Source organism: Cohnella sp. WQ 127256, from assembly GCF_024519285.1.
GTDB lineage: Bacteria > Bacillota > Bacilli > Paenibacillales > Paenibacillaceae > Cohnella.
Window position 1 is genome coordinate 265,508 of record NZ_JAMZCY010000001.1, and the last position, 19,397, is coordinate 284,904.

Here is a 19,397-nt window from a genome sequence, read left to right on the forward strand (position 1 = left end):
TCGTATAATAGATCGAAGAGGAGGCTTGCACAAATGTGCAAGCCTCCTCTTTTTGCTTGCAGCAAAATAATTTTCATTTTTACATTGACAACTGCGACAACTTGTCGTAATTTAAACGTACGACAAGTTGTCGCAGTAAAAACTTAGTAACCAGAGGTGTACACCATGGGAAAAGTTGGAAGATTGTCTGAAACAGAATTAGAAGTGATGGAGGTGATTTGGGAATTAGAACCGCCTGTAACGGTTTCACAGCTGTTAGACATTTTTGAAAGCAAAGGTTGGAAAACGTCTACGTTATCGACCATACTGAAACGGCTGATTGAAAAAGGCTTTTTGACAAAATCATTGAGCGGCAAGGTGAATTACTATGATCCTGTTATGAGCATGCATGATTACAAGAAGGTCGAAACACAATCATTTCTTAGTCGTTTATATCATGGGAAAGCCAAAAATTTTATTGCTGCTTTGGTTGATGACAATGAACTCAGTCAAGAAGACATAACCGAGTTAAAAGAATGGTTTAAGAGCAAGGAAGGTAAGAAATGATGGCTTTAGTTGTATGTCTCTTCCTTTCATCTGCTGTTGGAACGATCATTTGGATTGTGCAACTAGCGATAAGGCGTTTTACGAACATAGCTTTTTCGCAGACGTGGCATTATTACACCGGATTAGTTCCTGTATTTTTTCTTCTTGGCGGTTCAGAGATTGTAAATAGGCTAAGTCCTTTAATACGATCTATCTCAGCTGATTTTGGAAAGAGTGCGAAGTCAGAAACGATAACGATAGCTGAACAACAGTTAAGCGTCACCCCTTTTTCATTACCGGAAGGCAAGGCTTCGTTTATGAATTCATTGGCCGACTTCGTTCTGCGGTTGGAGGATCAGAAACCATTTCTTCTGTTGGCCATAGTCATTTGGGGGATTGGAATTCTGGTTTTCCTAGCTGTGAATATTAAAAATTATTGGACTTTCAAACATTCGATCTTACAAGAAAGCCGCATATGTGATAATGTGCAATGTTCAGTAAAGGTTATTGTAAGCGATCATGTAACGACTCCCATGCTTATCGGTTTTTGGAAGCCCGTAATTGTATTGCCTAATAAGCCTTTGGGGGAAAAAGAACGATCTATGATCTTGTCGCATGAACTCGTTCATTACAAACGAGGGGATCTGTATGTGAAGCTGCTCGTATTTGTGGCAAATGCAGTTCACTGGTTTAACCCAGCGGTATATACGATGAATAAACAGGTCACTATGCTTTGCGAGTTATCTTGCGATGAGAAAGTTGTTCAGAAAATGGACAGGGATAGCCGAAGGTTATACGGAGAGACTCTCCTATCCATGCTGGAGTATAGTGTCGGACAGCGGAATGTGATTTGTACAAGTCGTCTAACTAATCCTAAAACAGAGATGAAAAGGAGACTTATCAATCTAATGAATGAGAAAAAAACAAAAAAGTCGATGATGTTGCTGTCGCTTGTTGCTACGATTGCTTTGATTGGAAGCGGTGGGGCTACCGCATATGCGGCGGGGTCGGCTGTGCCGTCATCTAAGGAAATAACAGGGGCTAATGTTACCATTAAGTATTCGAATGGAAAAGTTGAATCCTTTGATAAGAATGGTAATAAGGTGCCTACACAATCGAAGGAAAGCATTAAGCCGGTAAAGCTCAGCTCTGAAAAGATTGTTGATCGAATTGAGAAACATATTTCCAAGGGACTGACTGTACCACAAGGCTATATAGACGAACTTTCACAAAAAGAGCTAGATATCCTCAATGACACTCATGGACTGACACTTCAAAAGTCAAAATAAGAGAACGAAAAGGATCTGAAGCCAGTGTAAATGAAATGAACAGCCATCCTATTGTCGGTTGAATAACCGATAATGGATGGCTGTTTTTAGATTTCTTTGCTTATAAGCTTAAGTGATAGCACTTTCTGAGTGTCGGGATCGAGATCGACCTTAATCCATCCACCGGATACTTCTACTGTAAGTACATTAGATTGTTCATTGGATTCGATCCCAAGCTTATCAGCGGCTTCGGAGCTATTCATTCCGATGAGAAGCCCTTGAATACCTGATTTCACCTGTGATGACGTTATCTCGACATAGACCACTTTATCTTTGTCATTCAAACCAATGGAGAAGCCGTCGTATTGCCATATCTCAATCGTTTGCTTGTCTCCGGGTAGGGGGTAAGTTTCCGGAGGAAGTCCGAAGTGCTTCACTACAATCTTATCCGTTGCGCCTAGTGCAATACTTGCTAACGAAGGTGATTTCGGTTCGAAGGCATGTTCCTTGGGCGTTTTAGCTTGATCTGTTGGTTTGGTATGTATAGTCGATGCTTCAACTGTGGACGCAGATTCAACCGGTTGCTTGTCTATTAGAGTTGGTGATGATGTTAAGGGTGAAGGCGTTGTAGCCGATGAGCTGTCTGGAGATCCCGGGCTTGATTGTCCAGGTGCGGAGGCTGTCGGCAAAGGTACTTGTGAATGAATCAGTGGAAGATCACCCGAAGCTTCGAGAGTCGGCAGTGCAGCAGGAGAAGTGCTGCAGGATACCAGGCTAAAGGACAACAGAAGAGCACCCCAAATTCTTAATCGAGCAGGGGAAGTTCTCGGCATGATCATCCCTCCTTCAAATTCGGTATACTCTATAAGACATTACATATCGTGGGAAAGTTTCGTGCTTGTTCATTATTTTTGAAAAATAAACCTTTTGTCATATCGAGTCGCAGTTTGTCGGGACTAAAGTCGTATTATTTTAAGATGATAAAATCAACAATTGATCCCATTCAAATAAGCTCAAAATGTTGCACGAGGGAAAAGGATATGGTACGTTAGACGGAAAAGACAACAGGTGGTGGTGAAGACGATGGATATTCTCAAAGAGAGAATTCTAAAAGAAGCAAGCGTCATTAACTCAGGAGTGTTGAAATTGGATTCTCTGCTCAACCATGGCGTCGATCCACAGTTGACGATGGAAATGGGTAAGGAATTTGTAGCAAGATTTGCTGGTAAGAAAATTACGAAAGTGGTTACAGTAGAATCCTCGGGAATTCCCGTCGCATTTGCTACTGCATACCAGCTCGGAGTTCCACTTGTTTTTGCCCGGAGGAAGAAGACATTACTTGGGGAACCAGATGCATATTGTGAAAGAGTACCTTCCTTTACCAAAGGGATCGTAACTGACTTAATCATTTCACGTGATTTATTGAGTGCTAATGATTCCGTTCTTTTCATAGATGATATTATTGCGAATGGCGACGCTGCTCGCGGACTCATTAAGATCATCGAACAATCCGGAGCTGACCTCGTGGGAATCGGAATTGTGTTAGAAAAGTCATTCCAAGCAGGTGGTAACATGTTACGTGAGCTTGGTCATCAAGTGGAGATGTTAGTTAAGGTTAAGTCGTTAGAAAACAATACCATTACCTTTGCCGATTAATATAAGGGCTATGAACATCCTTTCCCAAACGGAATTCATTGTCGTATAATAAGGGTAACCTGCATATGGGGAGGCGAACAGCAAATGGAAAACATTAATTTGTCGGTCGAATATTTCTTGAAAAAGCTGGATGAGTCCAAAGTTCATTTTGAGCGTGCACTTGACTGCAAACACACGGAGTTCGATGACCTGTATCCATACATGATCGAGCACCCGCAATTTTTCTGGTATAAGCGTTATGTAGCTTGGTCTGAACTTCTTACAATCGTTAAGCTTTGTGAAGAGCTTAATATTCCTTGGATCGAACGATTTGCAAGTCATCAGGCTGATTATGTGAGTAAGCGTGTGATGTCTGGCAAGGTTCTGGATTGCTGGTATGAAACGAACGATACGAGAGAGCACGTTGGCTAATTGATGATACGGAGCTACTTGGGAACAAATCCGGGGAACCCGCGTGGACTTAGGTCTTTGCGGGTTTTTCTATCTCATTGTAAGGGGGACAATAAATTGATTAGCGAAGATCAACTGGATCATTATAGAGTAGAAGGTACGAAAGTCAGGATCGTGAGAGATTCATTGGAACAAAATGACGTCGTAGGAATCGTAGTCGCTTGGGATGATGAACAATTACTTATCCGACGCCCTAACCGTAAGGTTGTGAAGGTGAAAAGAGCCTACACCATCCAGCTAGCGAGTGAACCTCGGGTATGGTCGTTTGAATAAGCTTGCCCCAACCTCATCATCTTAATAGCCTTGTTCAGCAAGGCTTTTTTTGTCGAATAAAACATGGTCTCGACAGCCTATATACATAGGGATGATTACGTGATAACTTACTGTTGATGATTTAGAAAACGTTTTATAACATGAATTCGTGAAGAATAAATATTAAAATATTTTACATTTTTATAATATATTAGTGTAATATCACTTAGGTTTATGTTATTATTTGTCTATATTAATCTTTGCCAACAACATTGTATAAGGTGATATTCCTGCAATTCGCCTTCCTAACCACTCCGATTCTGTTTTTCACTTCTTAGTAAAGCGGTGTAGTCTCCAAACCGCGACAAAATCCATCAATTTCAGCATCAGGTCAACTCAAAAAGATACTATTATCGTTTGTGTACAAAATACTCTAAGGATTAGGGGGAAGATGATAAATCTGATTTAACCTATAGACAAGAATTTATCCGAACGACGTAGACAAAGAGGTGATGCGTTGTTTTTTGAGAAGTTTAATTCTAGTCGTATTATGAACCACTCAGTCATGGGCTCATACCGATATTTGCTTATGGCGGTGTTGGCAGCTCTTGGGGGGGCTCTGGCCGACATGGGCATAGCCATGTCGATTATGCGAATGGCGGATGCCGGATTATCAGGGGATGAGAGTTCCGCTATTCGGATGTCGATTTACATGGCGGCAACGATATTGGTCGGTTTTCTGTTGAAATTTTCGATGAAATCCGCCGCAACGCAATTCGGGGCAAATACCGCCTTTAGGTTGCGCTCATCGCTATTCGGGCATATTGCAAAAATAAAGCAATCCGAAGCGGAATCCCGACATGCGGGTGACTGGATGTCTGTTCTATCCAATGATGCGTTCGCGGTCGAGCAATTTTTCACTTTTCACTTAAGCAATATGTTATTTCACCCTGTCATGGCGGTAGGTACTTTTATATTCTTGTTCTTGTTGCAATGGAAGCTTGTTCTACTTTGCTGCTTGATCATGCCGTTATCGCTCCTGATTTCGTGGCAACTCGGCAAACCGATCATCAGAAAATCGCAGCAATTGCAAGAGATCGAAGGGACGATCAATTCCCAAGTCCAGGATGCCGTGATCGGTCAGGCACTAATCAAGTCGTATGGAAGGCAGGTTTGGCTAAGGGAACGTTTTGATCGTACTTTGAGGATGGGGCTACTCAAAAGCTTTGATTTGGAACGGCAAAGGTCGTTCATCATACCGTGGCAAATCCTACTGCAAACGCTTCCATTTTCGTTATGTATCCTTTATGGAGGCTGGCTTTCCATTCATGGCCAGATGCGGCCGGCAGAGCTGCTTGCTTTCATCTATCTATTAGGCTATTGCATTCAATCCGCATCCGCGCTTCCGGAGCTGATTGGACAGCTCTTTGTTGCTGCGGGTGCTGTTAGGCGGCTAGATCAGATCATGGGCTATCAAACGGAAAACGATACAGGTAAGTTATTGGCTTATTTAGGCGATCGGACAAATACGAATGAAAGCGAGAGCGTAATTTCTTTCGACAAGGTCAATTTTAATTATGAGGGACGATCTGATCATGCACTCAAGGATATTTCTTATGTCATTGAGAAAGGTCAATTCGTTGCTATTGTTGGTCCGAGCGGATCTGGGAAGAGCACGATTATGAAGCTAATAAGCAAGCTATACGAACCGAATGGGGGAGAAATTCGGTTACTTGGTGAGCCATTGGTAGATTATCATCCACAAGCAGTTCGCTCACTGATCTCTTTCGTGAAGCAGCATACGTTTTTGTTCCCGGGCACAATCCTGGACAACATCAGACATGGCAACCCAATTGCAACGGATAAGGAGGTGATCGAAGCGAGCATAGCTGCAGGGGCAGACGTGTTTATTCAACAGCTTCCCGATAGTTACCTGACGCAGATAGGCGAGAGGGGGGCGGGATTATCCGGTGGTCAGATGCAAAGGATTGCGATTTCGCGCGCACTGTTGAAGGAAGCTCCGATTATCATTTTTGACGAACCGACCTCCTCGTTGGACGGAGATTCGGAAGCAATCATTCAAGAGACACTTCGGAAAGTCCGAAGGAAGAAAACCATCATCGTCATCGCGCATCGGTTGTCTAGGGTACAAGATGCGGATCTCATTCTGGTGATGGACCAAGGCCGCATAGTCGAGTCGGGAACGCACGAACAGTTAATTCGGCATAGCGGGCTATATTCAGGCTTGTATCAAAATTTATTAGAAGGAGTCTCCTAATGGCCGAACGGCGTTCGGAATGGTTGAGCTTCTATTCCATGCTGCAGAAACCGAGGCGAAGGTATGTCCAATACGCGATCGGTGAGTCCTTGATTCGTTCGGTTGTTCCGATCGTCACGGCATTCGCTCTCAAATGGACGATAGATTCGTCGGTGTCGGAAGATATGAATATGTTATGGAAAACGTTTTACATTCTATGTGGCTCCACTCTCCTGTTCGCCGCCCTGTCACCCTTGCTCGTCTACAGGTTGAAACGATCGGCCAAGCAGCTAAGCATCGGCATTCGCGGCCGGTTGATCGACAAGGTCGCATTCTTGTCCTTCCCGTTCTTCGAGCGGCATGAAAGCGGTGAGTTGATGTCTAAGATGTCGAACGACGTGCTTCAAATGGAGGAAATGTATACCGAGCATATGCGTAATCTGGTTCACTATACGATCGTGGGTGCTGGCTCATTCGCGGCAATGCTTTTCTTGGACTGGCGATTTGCCCTATCACTGATCGCGTTAACCGTTGTGATTGGAGTGGTGAACTATCGATTCCTTCGACCATTGCGAACGCTTAGCGATACGTTGCAGCAACGGAAAGGAGAAGCGAATGCCAGATGCAGCGATCTGTTACATGGTCTGTCCACGATCAAGCTCTATCAGCTGGAAGCCGTCGTCATCAATCAATATGATAAGAAAAATCGCGAGATTCAGTACTTAACGAGCAGATTTGGACGTCAATCCGCGTGGCTGGAAGCCGTAAACTATTTGCTAACCTTCATAAGCTTCGGAGGTATTGCCGTAGCGGGAACGATTCTAGTGTTGCGCGATTCAATCGAAACGGGCTCGCTGATCGCCCTTATCCAGTTACAGATGAACGTTACGTTCGTCATCATGCTTATGGGTGGATTGTTTGCAAGAATGCAGGTTTCCATTACAGCTTCCGAACGAGTCAACGGATTGCTTGAAACTGAAGAGGAAGAACATGTGATTGTGGAAGGAGGCATGATTCATTCAGAAGGCACGATAGACTTTGCCATCGAATTTGACGATGTATTTTTCTCCTATGACCAGCGTTCTGTCCTACGAGGGGTCTCAATGTCGGTTCGGTCAGGTGAGACGGCCGTCATCACGGGAGGGAGCGGCAATGGAAAAAGCACGCTGTGCAAGCTGCTGCTTGGTTTTTATCGACCCGACAGCGGCAGTATTAGATTGCTTGGCGATGATTTCTCGCAGTGCTCGCTTGCCGATTGGAGAAGCAAAATCGCCTATGTTCCACAGGAGCCATTTCTATTTTCTGGGACGATCGAGGATAATATTCGTTTCGGTAATCTTGAAGCATCGGATGAGGATGTACGGGCAGCCGCAGCTGCCGCAGGAGCCCATGACTTCATCGAGTCACTACCCGACGGTTATGGCACGAACATCGCACAAGATGCGTCCAACCTATCGGGCGGTCAGAAGCAAAGGATTACAATTGCTAGAGCTTTTCTGAAAGACGCCCCGATTCTACTTCTTGACGAACCAAGTTCATCTCTAGATGCCGCGGCAGCGAATGCAGTTGCGGATGTCGTCAACAGCATGAGGGGGATTAAGACGTGTCTCGTTATTGCTCATGAATCTAAGTCACGGTATCGGGTGGACGTCGCCTATTGTATTGAAGAAGGGAAAGTGTATCAACCGTATTCGGAAATGAAAGTAGGGAGCTCGTGATTAGCGTTATTATGCCGACATTCAATAAAGCAGCTTATTTGAATCTGACTTTAGCCTCGTTCGCAAGGCAAACCTCCAAGGATTACGAAATCGTTCTAATTGATGACGGCAGCGTAGATAGCACGCCAGCCATCGCGGAGAAGTACAAGAATAAACTGAATTTGATCTACTTGAAACAGGACAACCTAGGCCGATCGGCTGCGAGGAATAAAGGGATTGCCGCTAGCTCGGGAGAGTATCTTCTGTTTAATGATGACGATCGTATCGTTCAGGGCGACTTTGTCGATCGGCATCAAAAAGCACTCTTAGGAGAGTCGAACACTGTTCATATCGGTGGCAAAGGGCGGATTTTAACGATTTGGTGCCGGAATCAGTTGATTCTACAAGGGAAGGACCGCCGAAAGCTTGAGGAGAGACTTGGTGATCGTTGGCATCGGATTCGAAAGACGGCGTATGCCGAACTTGCATCAGCCGAGGAAGTGGAGACGAATTTCAAGCCGACCATCGATCGATTATATCTAGGGAAAGAGTTCGAATCGGATCATGTTTTAGGGGTCCCAATCGATCAGATCGAAGATTTTCGCTTGAAGTGGATGCTAGGTACGACGGCCAACCTCTCCGTAAGCAAGGATGCCGTAATCGAAGCAGGTATGTTCGATACGGAATTCAAAGGTTGGGGAATGGAGGATTCCGAGCTCTGCTACAGGCTGGACAGGAATGGACTGGAGCTAAAAGAATATCCTGAGGCGTTGAATTATCATCAAATTCACCCGATCGGTCGAAAGTTCTGGATGAATTCGACGATGAGCGCTTCGCGTATGAATGAGCTTAAACGAAACATCGAGTATTTTTATGAGAAATTCAGAACACCCTCCAGTTATATTTTTCGCAGAACGTTCTACGATAATATCCCGACCCTGATCGTGAATGAGATATTGATACAATTCGAAGGCGCATTAGGTGAATCAGATACTGTAGAGGAGTGGGACTCGCTATATCGCAGGATCATGAGAGATAGAAGAAACCAGTCGATAAGAGCGAAGCTAGGTTTTAGATCCAAAGGTTAGCGGAATAAGGAGGTAGCCATGATGCGGACGCGACAATTGACACTTGCGGAAGTTCTTCACGACCTTAGGAATTCCGATAAAGGGATAACTTATACGACCAGGAAGGAAGATATTTTCGTCTCATACGGGGAGTTGTACGGTAAAGCGCAGGAAAAATTATATGTCCTGCAACAGAAAGGTATGCAGCCCAAAGACGAGCTTGTATTTCAGGTGGAGGATAACGGCGAATTTATCACTTTATTCTGGGCTTGCCAGTTAGGAGGCATTATTCCCGTACCCCTTGCAGCTGGGAATAACGAGGATCACAAGCTTAAGCTGGCTAGAGTCTGGAATTCCCTTCGTCAACCTTATCTGGCATGTTCGAAGGAAATTCTTCGGCAAATCGAGAAATACGCAGAGCTTCCTGAGATATCATCTTGTATCGCGGCAATGAAAAGACAAGCGATCCTCACTGATGAAGACGAGGGGGTGTTAGAACCCAGGAAAGGAAACCCGCAACCGATGCGGTCGGAGGATATTGCGTTAATACAATACTCATCAGGTTCGACCGGCACGCCCAAAGGGGTCATCTTGACGCACGGGAATATACTTTGCAACATCTACGCCATCATCGAAGGTGCTGGGGTATCCTCGGCCGATTCCTCCCTGAGCTGGATGCCACTTACGCACGATATGGGGTTGATCGGCTGCCATCTGACAGCTTTTACCGCCAACATTAATCAATTCATCATGCAGCCGACGTTATTCGTTATGGATCCAGAGCTGTGGCTGCATAAAGCGCATGAGCATGGGATTACGCTGCTCTCCTCACCCAATTTCGGTTACAAGCATTTCCTGAGTCACTGCAAGAAGGAGCGTATCGCCGAATGGAATCTATCGCGATTAAGGCTCATCTTCAATGGGGCGGAGCCGGTATCGGCAAAGCTATGCAATCGGTTTTTGGATGCGATCGGACCGACCGGGGCGAACAGAAACATTTTGTTCCCCGTCTACGGAATGGCGGAAGCTAGTCTAGCCGTCACCTTTCCTCCGACGAACGAAGAAGTGATTCCCGTATATTTGGATAGAAATCGGCTTTCGGCGGGCGAACCCGTTAGGGATACCGGCCCCGATGACAAGGAATGCGTAACGTTCGTGGACGTCGGTTATCCTGTACAAGATTGCCAGGTCCGTGTATGCGATGATGACGGCGGCCTATTGATAGAGGGCTATATCGGAAATATCCAGATCAAAGGAAGTAACGTTACGCAGGGTTACTATCGTAATCCCACGGAGACAGACAAGCTCTTGAACGAAGAGGGCTGGCTGAGTACCGGAGATTTGGGATTTTTGCGAAGGGGGCGCCTTGTCGTTACCGGAAGGAAAAAAGATATTATTTTCGTAAGAGGACAAAATTATTTTCCTCATGATTTGGAAAGTATCGTACAGGAACAGCTTGATATTGAGCTTGGAAAAATCGCGATATGCGGTATTGCCAGCGAGAGTGCGGGGACGGACGAGATCGTTTCCTTCATCATACATCGGGGCAAACCAGACAGTTTCGTCGATATCGCCTTGGATGTCAAGATGACCTTGAATAAAGCGACCGGACTATCGATCAAGCATGTCATACCGGTAAGAAGTATACCCAAAACGACCAGCGGAAAATTGCAACGATACAAGCTGGAAGAAAACTTTGTAAGGGGAGAATTTACGGAAGTCATGGAGAGACTGCAAGAGCTGCTAAACGAGCGGATTACGCCTGAAGCTATGGAAGCTTCGGACGATTCGCTGGAGTGGCGGTTGTCCCTGTTATGGGCTGATGCATTGGAGCTGGGAAGCGTAGGCATCGATCAAGATTTTTTCGAGCTGGGTGGAGATTCTTTAACCGCGGCCTTGCTGCTCAATCGTATTCATAGAGAGTTTCATGTCGAAATACCGGCAGCCTCTCTATTTGATTTATTTACTGTGAGGAAGCTAGCCGATTATATGCGGGATGCGGAGACGAGCATTTACAAGCCGATTTCAAAGGCAGAGAACAGCGAGTATTATCCGGTTTCCTCCTCGCAATACCGGGTGTACGTGCAAGAACAGTCCCAAGGAGTCGGAACTAGCTATAATATGCCGGTTCTCATCCATATCGAAGGCGAACTCGACATCGTGAAAGCGGAGGACGTCTTCCGCCGATTAATAGGCCTCCATGAGAGCTTGCGAACCTCTTTTTCCGAAATCGACGGAGACATTGTTCAAATCGTCCATCGGGTGGAGGATATTGAGTTTGCTTTGCAAACCTTAAGTATCGGACATGCCGGTGTACGGGAAGCGATCGATGGATTTATACGTCCGTTTCGTCTGAGCGTAGCGCCATTATTTCGAGCGGGGATTGCTTCGAGCGACGAGGAGCGGACGGGAGCGCGCAAGCACCATCTTATTCTGGATATGCATCATGCCATTTCCGATGGGATCTCGGTCAACCAATTAATCGAACAATTCGCCAAGCTATATGCAGGGGAGGGTCTTCCTGACTCTGAACTGCAATACAAAGACTATGTGATGTGGCATCTGGAGCAGAAGCATTCGGATCGATATGAACGAGACAGGCGCTATTGGGAACGGAGATTATCCGGCGAGGTTCCACTTCTGGAGATGCCGACGGATCGCAAAAGGACGGACGCTCGAAGCTTCGAAGGAGATTCGATTCCATTCTCTCTCGACTCGTTCTACACGAGGAAGCTGAACGAGCTTGCGCATCGGCATTCGGTCACCGTTAATGCGATCTTATTAACCGTCTATGCAATTCTATTAAATAAATATACGAGACAGCAGGATATTGTCGTCGGTTCATTGGTTTCGGGTAGGAATCATGCGGATTTGGAGTCCATCGTCGGCATGTTCGTTAATTATGTCCCATTGCGGATGATGATTAATCCGGAAACGACCTTCATGGAGACGCTTGAACGTTGCGCAAGTTCCATAACGGAGGATTATTCCCATCAGAACTTCCCCTACGAGGACATGATCGGTTTAGTGCCGGCTAGAACGCCACTGGGGCGTAATCCGTTATTCGATACGATGCTGATTTTGCACAATCAGATGGATCTCGGTTCGGTAAAAACAATTGGCGATAGGAAACTGACATTCGAGGAATGGCGGACGAATACGTCGAAGCTCGATTTCAAGCTGGACGTTTACGTGGAGGGGAGCGGTTTAACTTGCTGGCTGGAATATAACCGCCGGCTCTTCGACCGCGAGACGATGGAGAGATTGTGCGGACACTTCGAGAAGATCGTCCACTCGGCGCTTCTTAATCCGCATGCCCGCCTGCTTGATATCGACATGTTGTCCGGGACAGAACGTCTGCAAATTCTTCGGTCGTTCAACAGCGAGGAAACAACCGTTGATAGCGATGAGAGCGTGCTGCACAAATGGTTCGAGCAGGCCGCTGGACATTGGCCCGATCGGATAGCCGTCTTAAATGGCGATCAACGGATCACGTATCGAGAGTTAAATGAGAAAGCGAACCGGCTAGCAGCGGAATTAAGGAGGAACGGTCTGGGCCCCGATCGGATCGCCGCGATCGTCGTCGAACGATCCGCGGAGATGATGATCGGCATTCTTGCCATTCTGAAAGCGGGCGGAGCTTACTTGCCGATCTCTCCCGACTATCCGCCTGAACGGATACGTTTCATGCTCGAAGATAGCGGAGCCGTCCTATTACTCACCCAGAAGCCATGGCTGAAATTATTTGTCATGTCCGAGGACGGGCAGCATAAGGTGACTTGCATTCCATTTTCCGGCGCGATTCTGGACATCGGAGACGAAGGGAGGTATCGCGACGATAGTCACAATGAAGCGACGATTGGAGTCGAGACCGTCCATAGTCGGAACTTAGCATACGTCATCTATACATCAGGTTCGACGGGCAACCCGAAAGGGGTCATGATCGAACATAGAGCCGCGGTCAACCGGATTCGTTGGATGCAGAAGCAATATCCAATCGGACAGAACGATGTCATTCTGCAGAAGACGGCTTATACGTTCGACGTGTCGGTATGGGAGCTGCTTTGGTGGTTTTTCGCCGGAGCCGCAGTTAGCTTCTTACCGCCGGGCGGCGAGAAGGATCCGGACATCATCGTCCGAACGATCGAGGAGCATCGGGTGACGACTCTTCACTTCGTGCCTTCCATGCTGCATTTATTTCTGGAGCACCAGGAAAGACGGCAAGAAACCGGTAAGAGCCAAGCTTCTTTGGCGACTTTGAAATACGTGTTCGCAAGCGGGGAAGCCTTGCCCCCGCAGCATGTCGAACGCTTTTACGAGCGGTTCGGATTGTTGCAGGGCGGACTTATGCTCGTTAATTTATACGGACCTACGGAAGCGGCCATCGACGTATCGTATTACGATTGCCAGCCGGAACCGCTAGCGGACAGCGTTCCCATCGGTAGACCGATCGATAACATTCAATTATACGTTCTCGACGAAGCGCGGCAATTGCTTCCGATTGGCGTTCCTGGCGAATTGTACATCGCGGGCAAGGGGTTAGCCCGTGGCTATATTCAATTGCAGGAGCTGACCTCGGAGAAATTCGTCGACAATCCTTTCGTCTCGGGAACGCGGATGTACCGGACGGGAGATCTCGCGAAATGGCAGGCGGACGGAACGATCGTTTACATGGGCAGGCTTGACCATCAAGTGAAGCTGCGCGGCTATCGGATAGAACTAGGGGAAATCGAAGCGGGACTGCTGCGGCACCCGGATATTCATGAAGCCGTCGTGACGGTGAAAGCAACGCCCGAAGGCGACAAGTATTTGAGCGCGCACATGGTGAGCGACCAGACGCTGACCATTGCCGATATTCGTGGTCATTTGGACAAGTTGCTCCCGGAATATATGATTCCCGCTCGCTATAGCCTCATTGGGAAAATGCCGCTGACTTCGAGCGGCAAAGTCGATCGGAAGGCGCTGGCTAATCTAGAAGATGTCGAGCTGGCCGCCGCGGATTACGAGGCGCCGCTCGATTCAACGGAAGAGGCCTTGATCGCATTATGGCAAACGGTGCTTCATCGGGAGCGAATCGGCGCCTTAGACAACTTTTTCGAGATCGGAGGGCACTCGCTTAAAGCGACCGAGCTTCTGAACAAGCTGCACAAAGAGCTTAGGGCTACCCTATCGTTAAAAGAGATCTTCGACAACCCGACGGTACGCAAAATGGCAAACGTACTGCGCGGAAAGGGCAAAAGCGACGTTGCCCTGATCCCTCCATCGGAGGAAAAAGAGCATTACGCGCTTTCGCCGGCTCAGAGCAGACTGTACGTCCTGCAGCAATTCGAACAGATCGGCACGGCTTATCATTTGCCCGCGGCTTTCCTATACGAAGGGACCGTCGATCAAGACCGGTTCGAGAAAGCGTTGAGTTCGGTCGTCGGGCGGCATGAAAGCTTGCGAACCTCATTCCGGATGGTGGATGGAGTGCCCGTACAGAAAGTCCATCCTTCCTCAACCGTTTCGATCGAACGGAGGGACGGTTCGCAAGCGACATTACCGGAGGTGATCGGGGATTTCATTCGCCCGTTCGATTTGAACGAGGCTCCGCTTATGCGGGCTTCGATTGTGCAATTGCACCCGAACGAGCAGCTTATTCTGTTCGATATGCATCATCTTGTGTCCGACGGCGTCTCGATGGGCGTTCTCGTAGAAGATTTCGTCGGGTTCTATGAAGGAGAAGAGCCGGATAAGCCAGTCGTTCCATATAAGGATTTCGCCGTTTGGCAGCGGGAAGCATTGGCTAACGGGACTTGGAGAGAGCAGGAGCGCTATTGGGTCGGGCAATTCGCCGATGGGGTGCCGACGCTGAACATGCTAGCCGATTACAACCGGCCTTCCATGAGATCGTTCGAAGGAGACAAGCTTACGTTTCGACTGACAGAAGAAGAAACGCACGCGTTGCGGAAGCTCGCCGCGGATCTTCGAATCACGATATATATGGCCATGTTGGCCGTCTTCAACGTTTTTCTGTCCCGTTATTCCGGTCAGGACGATATTGTGGTCGGTACGCCGGTGTCGGGCAGGTCCCATGCCGATCTGCATAACGCGGTGGGCATGTTCGTCAATACGCTGCCTATAAGAAATTACCCGTCAGCGCATAAAACGTTCAAATCGTTCGCGGAGGAATTAAGGGAAAATACGCTAGGCGCGTTCAGCAATCAAGACTATCCGTTCGAAGAGTTGGTCGGAAAATTGCAGCTGACGCGCAGTCTTAGCCGAAATCCGCTGTTCGACGCTATGTTCGTCATGCAGAACATGACGATACCGGAGCTGACGCTCGATCAACTTCCGTTGAAGCGTTGCGAGTCTCCGCACGTCTCTGCTAAATTCGACTTCACTTTGGAAGTTGTCGAGACGGAAGAAACGGAAATCGAATGCCATTTCGAATATTGCACGAAGCTGTTCCGGGAAGAGACGGTCGGGACGTGGGTACATCATTTTCGCAATATTCTGAAAGAAGTGACGGTCAACCCGGAGATCGCGATCGGAAATATCGATATGCTTTCCTCGGACGAGATCAGCCAGTTGTTATCCGTTCCTGATGATGAGGTGCGTTATCCGCGCGAGAAAACGATACACGGGTTGTTCGAAGACCAGGTGGAACGAACGCCGGATAATATCGCCGTCGTCTGCGGCAACGAGCGCATTACTTATCGGGAACTGAACGAGAAGGCGAATCGACTGGCCGTAGGGTTGCGGAGCAAAGGGGTCGTACCCGATCAGAGGGTCGGTCTCATGCTGGATCGCTCCATCGACATGATCGTTGGCATCCTCGCGGTTCTGAAAGCCGGGGGCGCTTATGTACCAATCGATCCGGATTACCCGGCGGAACGGGCGGCGTATATGATTGCCGATAGCGAAGCCTCTATCGTCGTAACGGAATCGAAGTACGAAGCCGGTCTGCGGTTAATCGCTCCGGAAGTCATCGATATCGCCCAGCTTTCTACTCGGTCTGGCGATTTCGCGAAGAGCGCGAGCGTATCCGGTAATCTGGCCTATATCATCTATACGTCCGGTACGACCGGAAAGCCTAAAGGGGTCATGATCGAGCATCGCAACGTAGTTAGTCTAATGGTTCATGACCCATCGTTATTCGACTTCAATGCAAACGACGCTTGGACGATGTTCCATTCCTATTGCTTCGATTTCTCCGTATGGGAGATGTACGGTGCCTTGTTATTCGGAGGAAAGCTGGTCGTGCTGGAGAAGCAGGTCGCGCAAGATCCGGAACGATTGCTGGATGTATTGATAGGGGAGAAGGTGACGGTATTCAATCAGACGCCTTCGTCCTTCTATCATCTCATTCGCTATGAATCGGCGAAGCAGAGACCGGAGCTTCAGTTCCGTTACGTGATCTTCGGAGGCGAGGCATTGAAGCCGTCGATGCTCGGCTCTTGGAAACAACGATACCCCGATACCAAACTGGTGAACATGTACGGGATTACCGAAACGACGGTTCATGTCACTTACAAAGAAATGACGGACGTAGAAATCTCGTCGAACGTCAGCCGAATCGGTCAGCCGATTCCGACGTTAAATACCTATATTCTGGACGGCAACTTAAAGCTTCTGCCGGTAGGCGTTGCCGGGGAACTATACGTTGGCGGCAAGGGCGTCGCGCGAGGATACTTGAACCGCCCGGAATTGACGGAGCAGAAGTTCATCGCCAATCCCTATCGCCCTGGTGAGACTTTATATCGTTCAGGCGATCTGGTCCGCATGTCTACGGACGGCGAATTGGAGTACATGGGCCGGATAGATCACCAGGTGAAAGTTCGGGGATTCCGAATCGAGCTTGGGGAAATCGAGCACGGGCTTCAGCAGCATCCGCATATTCGCGAAGCCGTCGTGCTGGCAAAAGACGATGCGGCCGGGGAAAAGGCGTTATGGGGTTACGTAGCCGTGAAAGAAGAGCTGCCGATCGCCGAGCTGCGTAAACATCTATCCGCAACGCTCCCTGATTATATGATTCCGTCGTTCTATGTGCAGATGGAGAAATTACCGCTAACGGTGAACGGCAAAATCGACCGAAACGCTCTTCTGCGTTTGGAGGCGGAACGACGGACGAGCGCTTCTAACGCGGCGCCTCGGAACGAGCTTGAAAGGAAAATAAGCGAGATATGGCAAGATGTGCTCTCGTTGGACAGCGTCGGCGCTCACGACAATTTCTTCGACGTCGGCGGCCATTCGCTGCTTCTGCTTCGATTGCATTCCCTTTTGGAACAGGATTATCCCGGGGTCGTAAAGGTGACGGACTTGTTCACCTATCCGACGATTCATGCGTTGGCCGCGTTCATCGAAGCCGAAACGGCGTCCGATTCGGCTTTAGGGACAATGCGTCACGTTGAGCTGCCCGAATCGTTCTTCGCGAACCGGCAAGGCCAGCCGCAGCGGACATCCCTTACGTTCCAGTTGGATTCGCGAATGACGTCCGACGCGAAGCGCATGGCGGAAGATGCCCAAGGCGACCTGGATTCGGTATTGGCGGGGGCTTATCTCTATCTGTTTGCGCAATTGACGAAGAAAGCCGAACAGACCATTTACGTAATGGCTCGCGATCAGACGGTACATGTGGTGGATATCGATTTAAGCGGGCAACAGGAGGCGTTCGCGCTTGTCTGTTCGGTTCAGCAGCATCTTGTTGGGATGCGTGCCGGAAACGAGGACGTATCGGTTACCAAACCATTGAACGCCATACCCCCTTCCCCAGAGAGCGGCATCTATCCGTTGTTCTATAAATACGGCCGGAGCGGAGCCAGCGCGAATATGGACGAAGCGTTCGATATTGCCTTGTCTTTCTTCGAAGAGAACGATCGGATTACGCTACTATGCAGCTACGACGAAAGGAAGCTTCGCAAAGAGAAAATGAAAGAGTTTTGCCAAGGCTACGTGAAAATGGTCGGTTGGTTGACCAAACCATACGCGAGCAGTCGGCAAACGGCGGCTGGAAAGGAAGGAGCGACGCATGAATAAAACGGCATTTCTCTATCCGGGTACCGGATCGCAATACACCGGAATGTTCAAGAGCCTGCACGAGAGTTATGCGGTCGTCAGACATACTTTCGAGGAAGCGGGGGAGTCGATTGGGCTCGATCTGGCGCGAACGTGCTTCGAAGACGGCTTTCCCGAAGAGGGAAGCATCGCGAATACGCAAGTCGCCATCCTCGCCTGCAGCGTAGCGGGACATCGGCTCTTGGCGCAAGAGGTCGGCTTGAAGCCTTACGTTGCGGCCGGGCATAGCTTGGGAGAGTGGTCCGCGCTAACGTGCGCGGGTGTACTCAAGTTGCCCGACGCCGTCAAGGCGGTACGGCAACGGGGCAAATGGATGGAGGAAGCCGTTCCGGACGGAGGCGGACTCATTGTCGCGGTGAACCATTTACCACTGCATGTGATAAAGGAATACTGCGTCTCCGACCCGGTCACGGGGCAAGTCGTCGAGATCGCGTGTCTCAATGCTCCTGACCAGGCGGTCATCGCAGGTCACAGCGAAGCCGTCGAACGGATCGCGCTTGTTCTCGAATCATTGGGCGGCAAAGTCGTCCGATTACGCGCGAAGGTTCCTTTCCATACTTCGCTCATGCGGCCCGCCGCCGAGAAACTGTCAATTGAGCTAACCAACCTATCGTTCAGCAAGCCGGAATGGCCTGTCATTTCCAACGTTACCGCCATCCCGCACGAGCACGATTCAACTACGTTGAGGCAGAAATTGGCCGAACAACTGACGACGGCGGTCCGATGGGAGGAAACCGTACGGCTCATGCAACGGCAAGGGGTTCAATACGCCATCGAGATCGGTCCGCACAAAGTATTGAAGCAGCTTAACCGCAAGACGGCCCGAAATATCCGTTCCTATGCGCTGGACGTGCCCGAGGACTGGGACTCGATGTTCGAGCTGCGCCGGCTGAAGCCTGCATTCATCGACCAGTGCCTGACCGTCGCCGTCACGACCCGGAATCGCAATGACGATGCCGAGCAATACCGCAAGGGAGCGGTCGAGCCTTATAAGCGATTGCTGCAAATCCAGGAACAATCGGTCGCCGAAGGGAGCGAGCTATCGTATTCGCGGATGAAAGAAAGCTTCGAACTGTTAACGGAAATATTGGCGTGCAAACGAGTCGCGGAAGATGAGCAAAACGAACGCCTGGCACACTTGGTTTACCAACTCAACGGAGAGGGATGA

Annotated in this window: 11 protein-coding genes; 10 read left to right on the forward strand and 1 reads right to left on the reverse strand. The window is 48.7% G+C overall.

Annotated elements, in window-relative coordinates; genetic code table 11:
- Nucleotides 1-165 precede the first annotated feature (165 nt).
- Entirely contained in the window at nt 166-546 is a 381-nt protein-coding gene (locus M1K58_RS01175) for a BlaI/MecI/CopY family transcriptional regulator (protein WP_256756835.1), read from the forward strand.
- Nucleotides 543-1,814 carry a M56 family metallopeptidase gene (locus M1K58_RS01180; RefSeq protein ID WP_256756836.1) on the forward strand — a complete coding sequence of 424 codons (1,272 nt, stop codon included), beginning with the start codon at nt 543-545 and terminating at the stop codon, nt 1,812-1,814. Before M1K58_RS01175 ends, M1K58_RS01180 begins: the two co-directional genes overlap by 4 nt.
- Nucleotides 1,815-1,900: 86 nt before the next feature.
- Here M1K58_RS01180 and M1K58_RS01185 read toward each other — a convergent pair whose 3' ends face one another.
- Nucleotides 1,901-2,626 (reverse strand): hypothetical protein, encoded by a 726-nt coding sequence (locus M1K58_RS01185; protein WP_256756837.1) that lies wholly within the window; start codon nt 2,624-2,626, stop codon nt 1,901-1,903.
- 250 nt (nt 2,627-2,876) lie between these two features.
- Here M1K58_RS01185 and M1K58_RS01190 point away from each other — a divergent pair, with 250 nt between their 5' ends.
- The 8 genes from M1K58_RS01190 (at nt 2,877) to fabD (ending at nt 19,397) form a co-directional block, all read left to right on the forward strand.
- Nucleotides 2,877-3,449 (forward strand): xanthine phosphoribosyltransferase, encoded by a 573-nt coding sequence (locus tag M1K58_RS01190; protein WP_256756838.1) that lies wholly within the window; start codon nt 2,877-2,879, stop codon nt 3,447-3,449.
- An 84-nt stretch (nt 3,450-3,533) separates the two neighbouring features.
- Nucleotides 3,534-3,860 carry a hypothetical protein gene (locus M1K58_RS01195; protein ID WP_256756839.1) on the forward strand — a complete coding sequence of 109 codons (327 nt, stop codon included), beginning with the start codon at nt 3,534-3,536 and terminating at the stop codon, nt 3,858-3,860.
- Nucleotides 3,861-3,956: 96 nt separating this feature from the next.
- A complete protein-coding gene (locus M1K58_RS01200; protein ID WP_256756840.1) occupies nt 3,957-4,172 on the forward strand; it encodes a hypothetical protein in 216 nt (71 codons plus the stop codon).
- Nucleotides 4,173-4,668: 496 nt separating this feature from the next.
- On the forward strand, nt 4,669-6,429 hold the full coding sequence (locus M1K58_RS01205) for an ABC transporter ATP-binding protein (protein ID WP_256756841.1): 1,761 nt from the start codon (nt 4,669-4,671) through the stop codon (nt 6,427-6,429).
- Nucleotides 6,429-8,126 (forward strand): ABC transporter ATP-binding protein, encoded by a 1,698-nt coding sequence (locus M1K58_RS01210; RefSeq protein ID WP_256756842.1) that lies wholly within the window; start codon nt 6,429-6,431, stop codon nt 8,124-8,126. The genes M1K58_RS01205 and M1K58_RS01210 overlap by 1 nt, the downstream gene beginning before the upstream one ends.
- Nucleotides 8,123-9,193: a glycosyltransferase gene (locus tag M1K58_RS01215; RefSeq protein ID WP_256756843.1), complete on the forward strand. Its 1,071-nt coding sequence runs from the start codon at nt 8,123-8,125 to the stop codon at nt 9,191-9,193. The genes M1K58_RS01210 and M1K58_RS01215 overlap by 4 nt, the downstream gene beginning before the upstream one ends.
- Nucleotides 9,194-9,211: 18 nt before the next feature.
- Nucleotides 9,212-18,190 carry a non-ribosomal peptide synthetase gene (locus M1K58_RS01220; RefSeq protein WP_256756844.1) on the forward strand — a complete coding sequence of 2,993 codons (8,979 nt, stop codon included), beginning with the start codon at nt 9,212-9,214 and terminating at the stop codon, nt 18,188-18,190.
- On the forward strand, nt 18,183-19,397 hold the full coding sequence (gene fabD, locus M1K58_RS01225; RefSeq protein WP_256756845.1) for an ACP S-malonyltransferase: 1,215 nt from the start codon (nt 18,183-18,185) through the stop codon (nt 19,395-19,397). The genes M1K58_RS01220 and fabD overlap by 8 nt, the downstream gene beginning before the upstream one ends.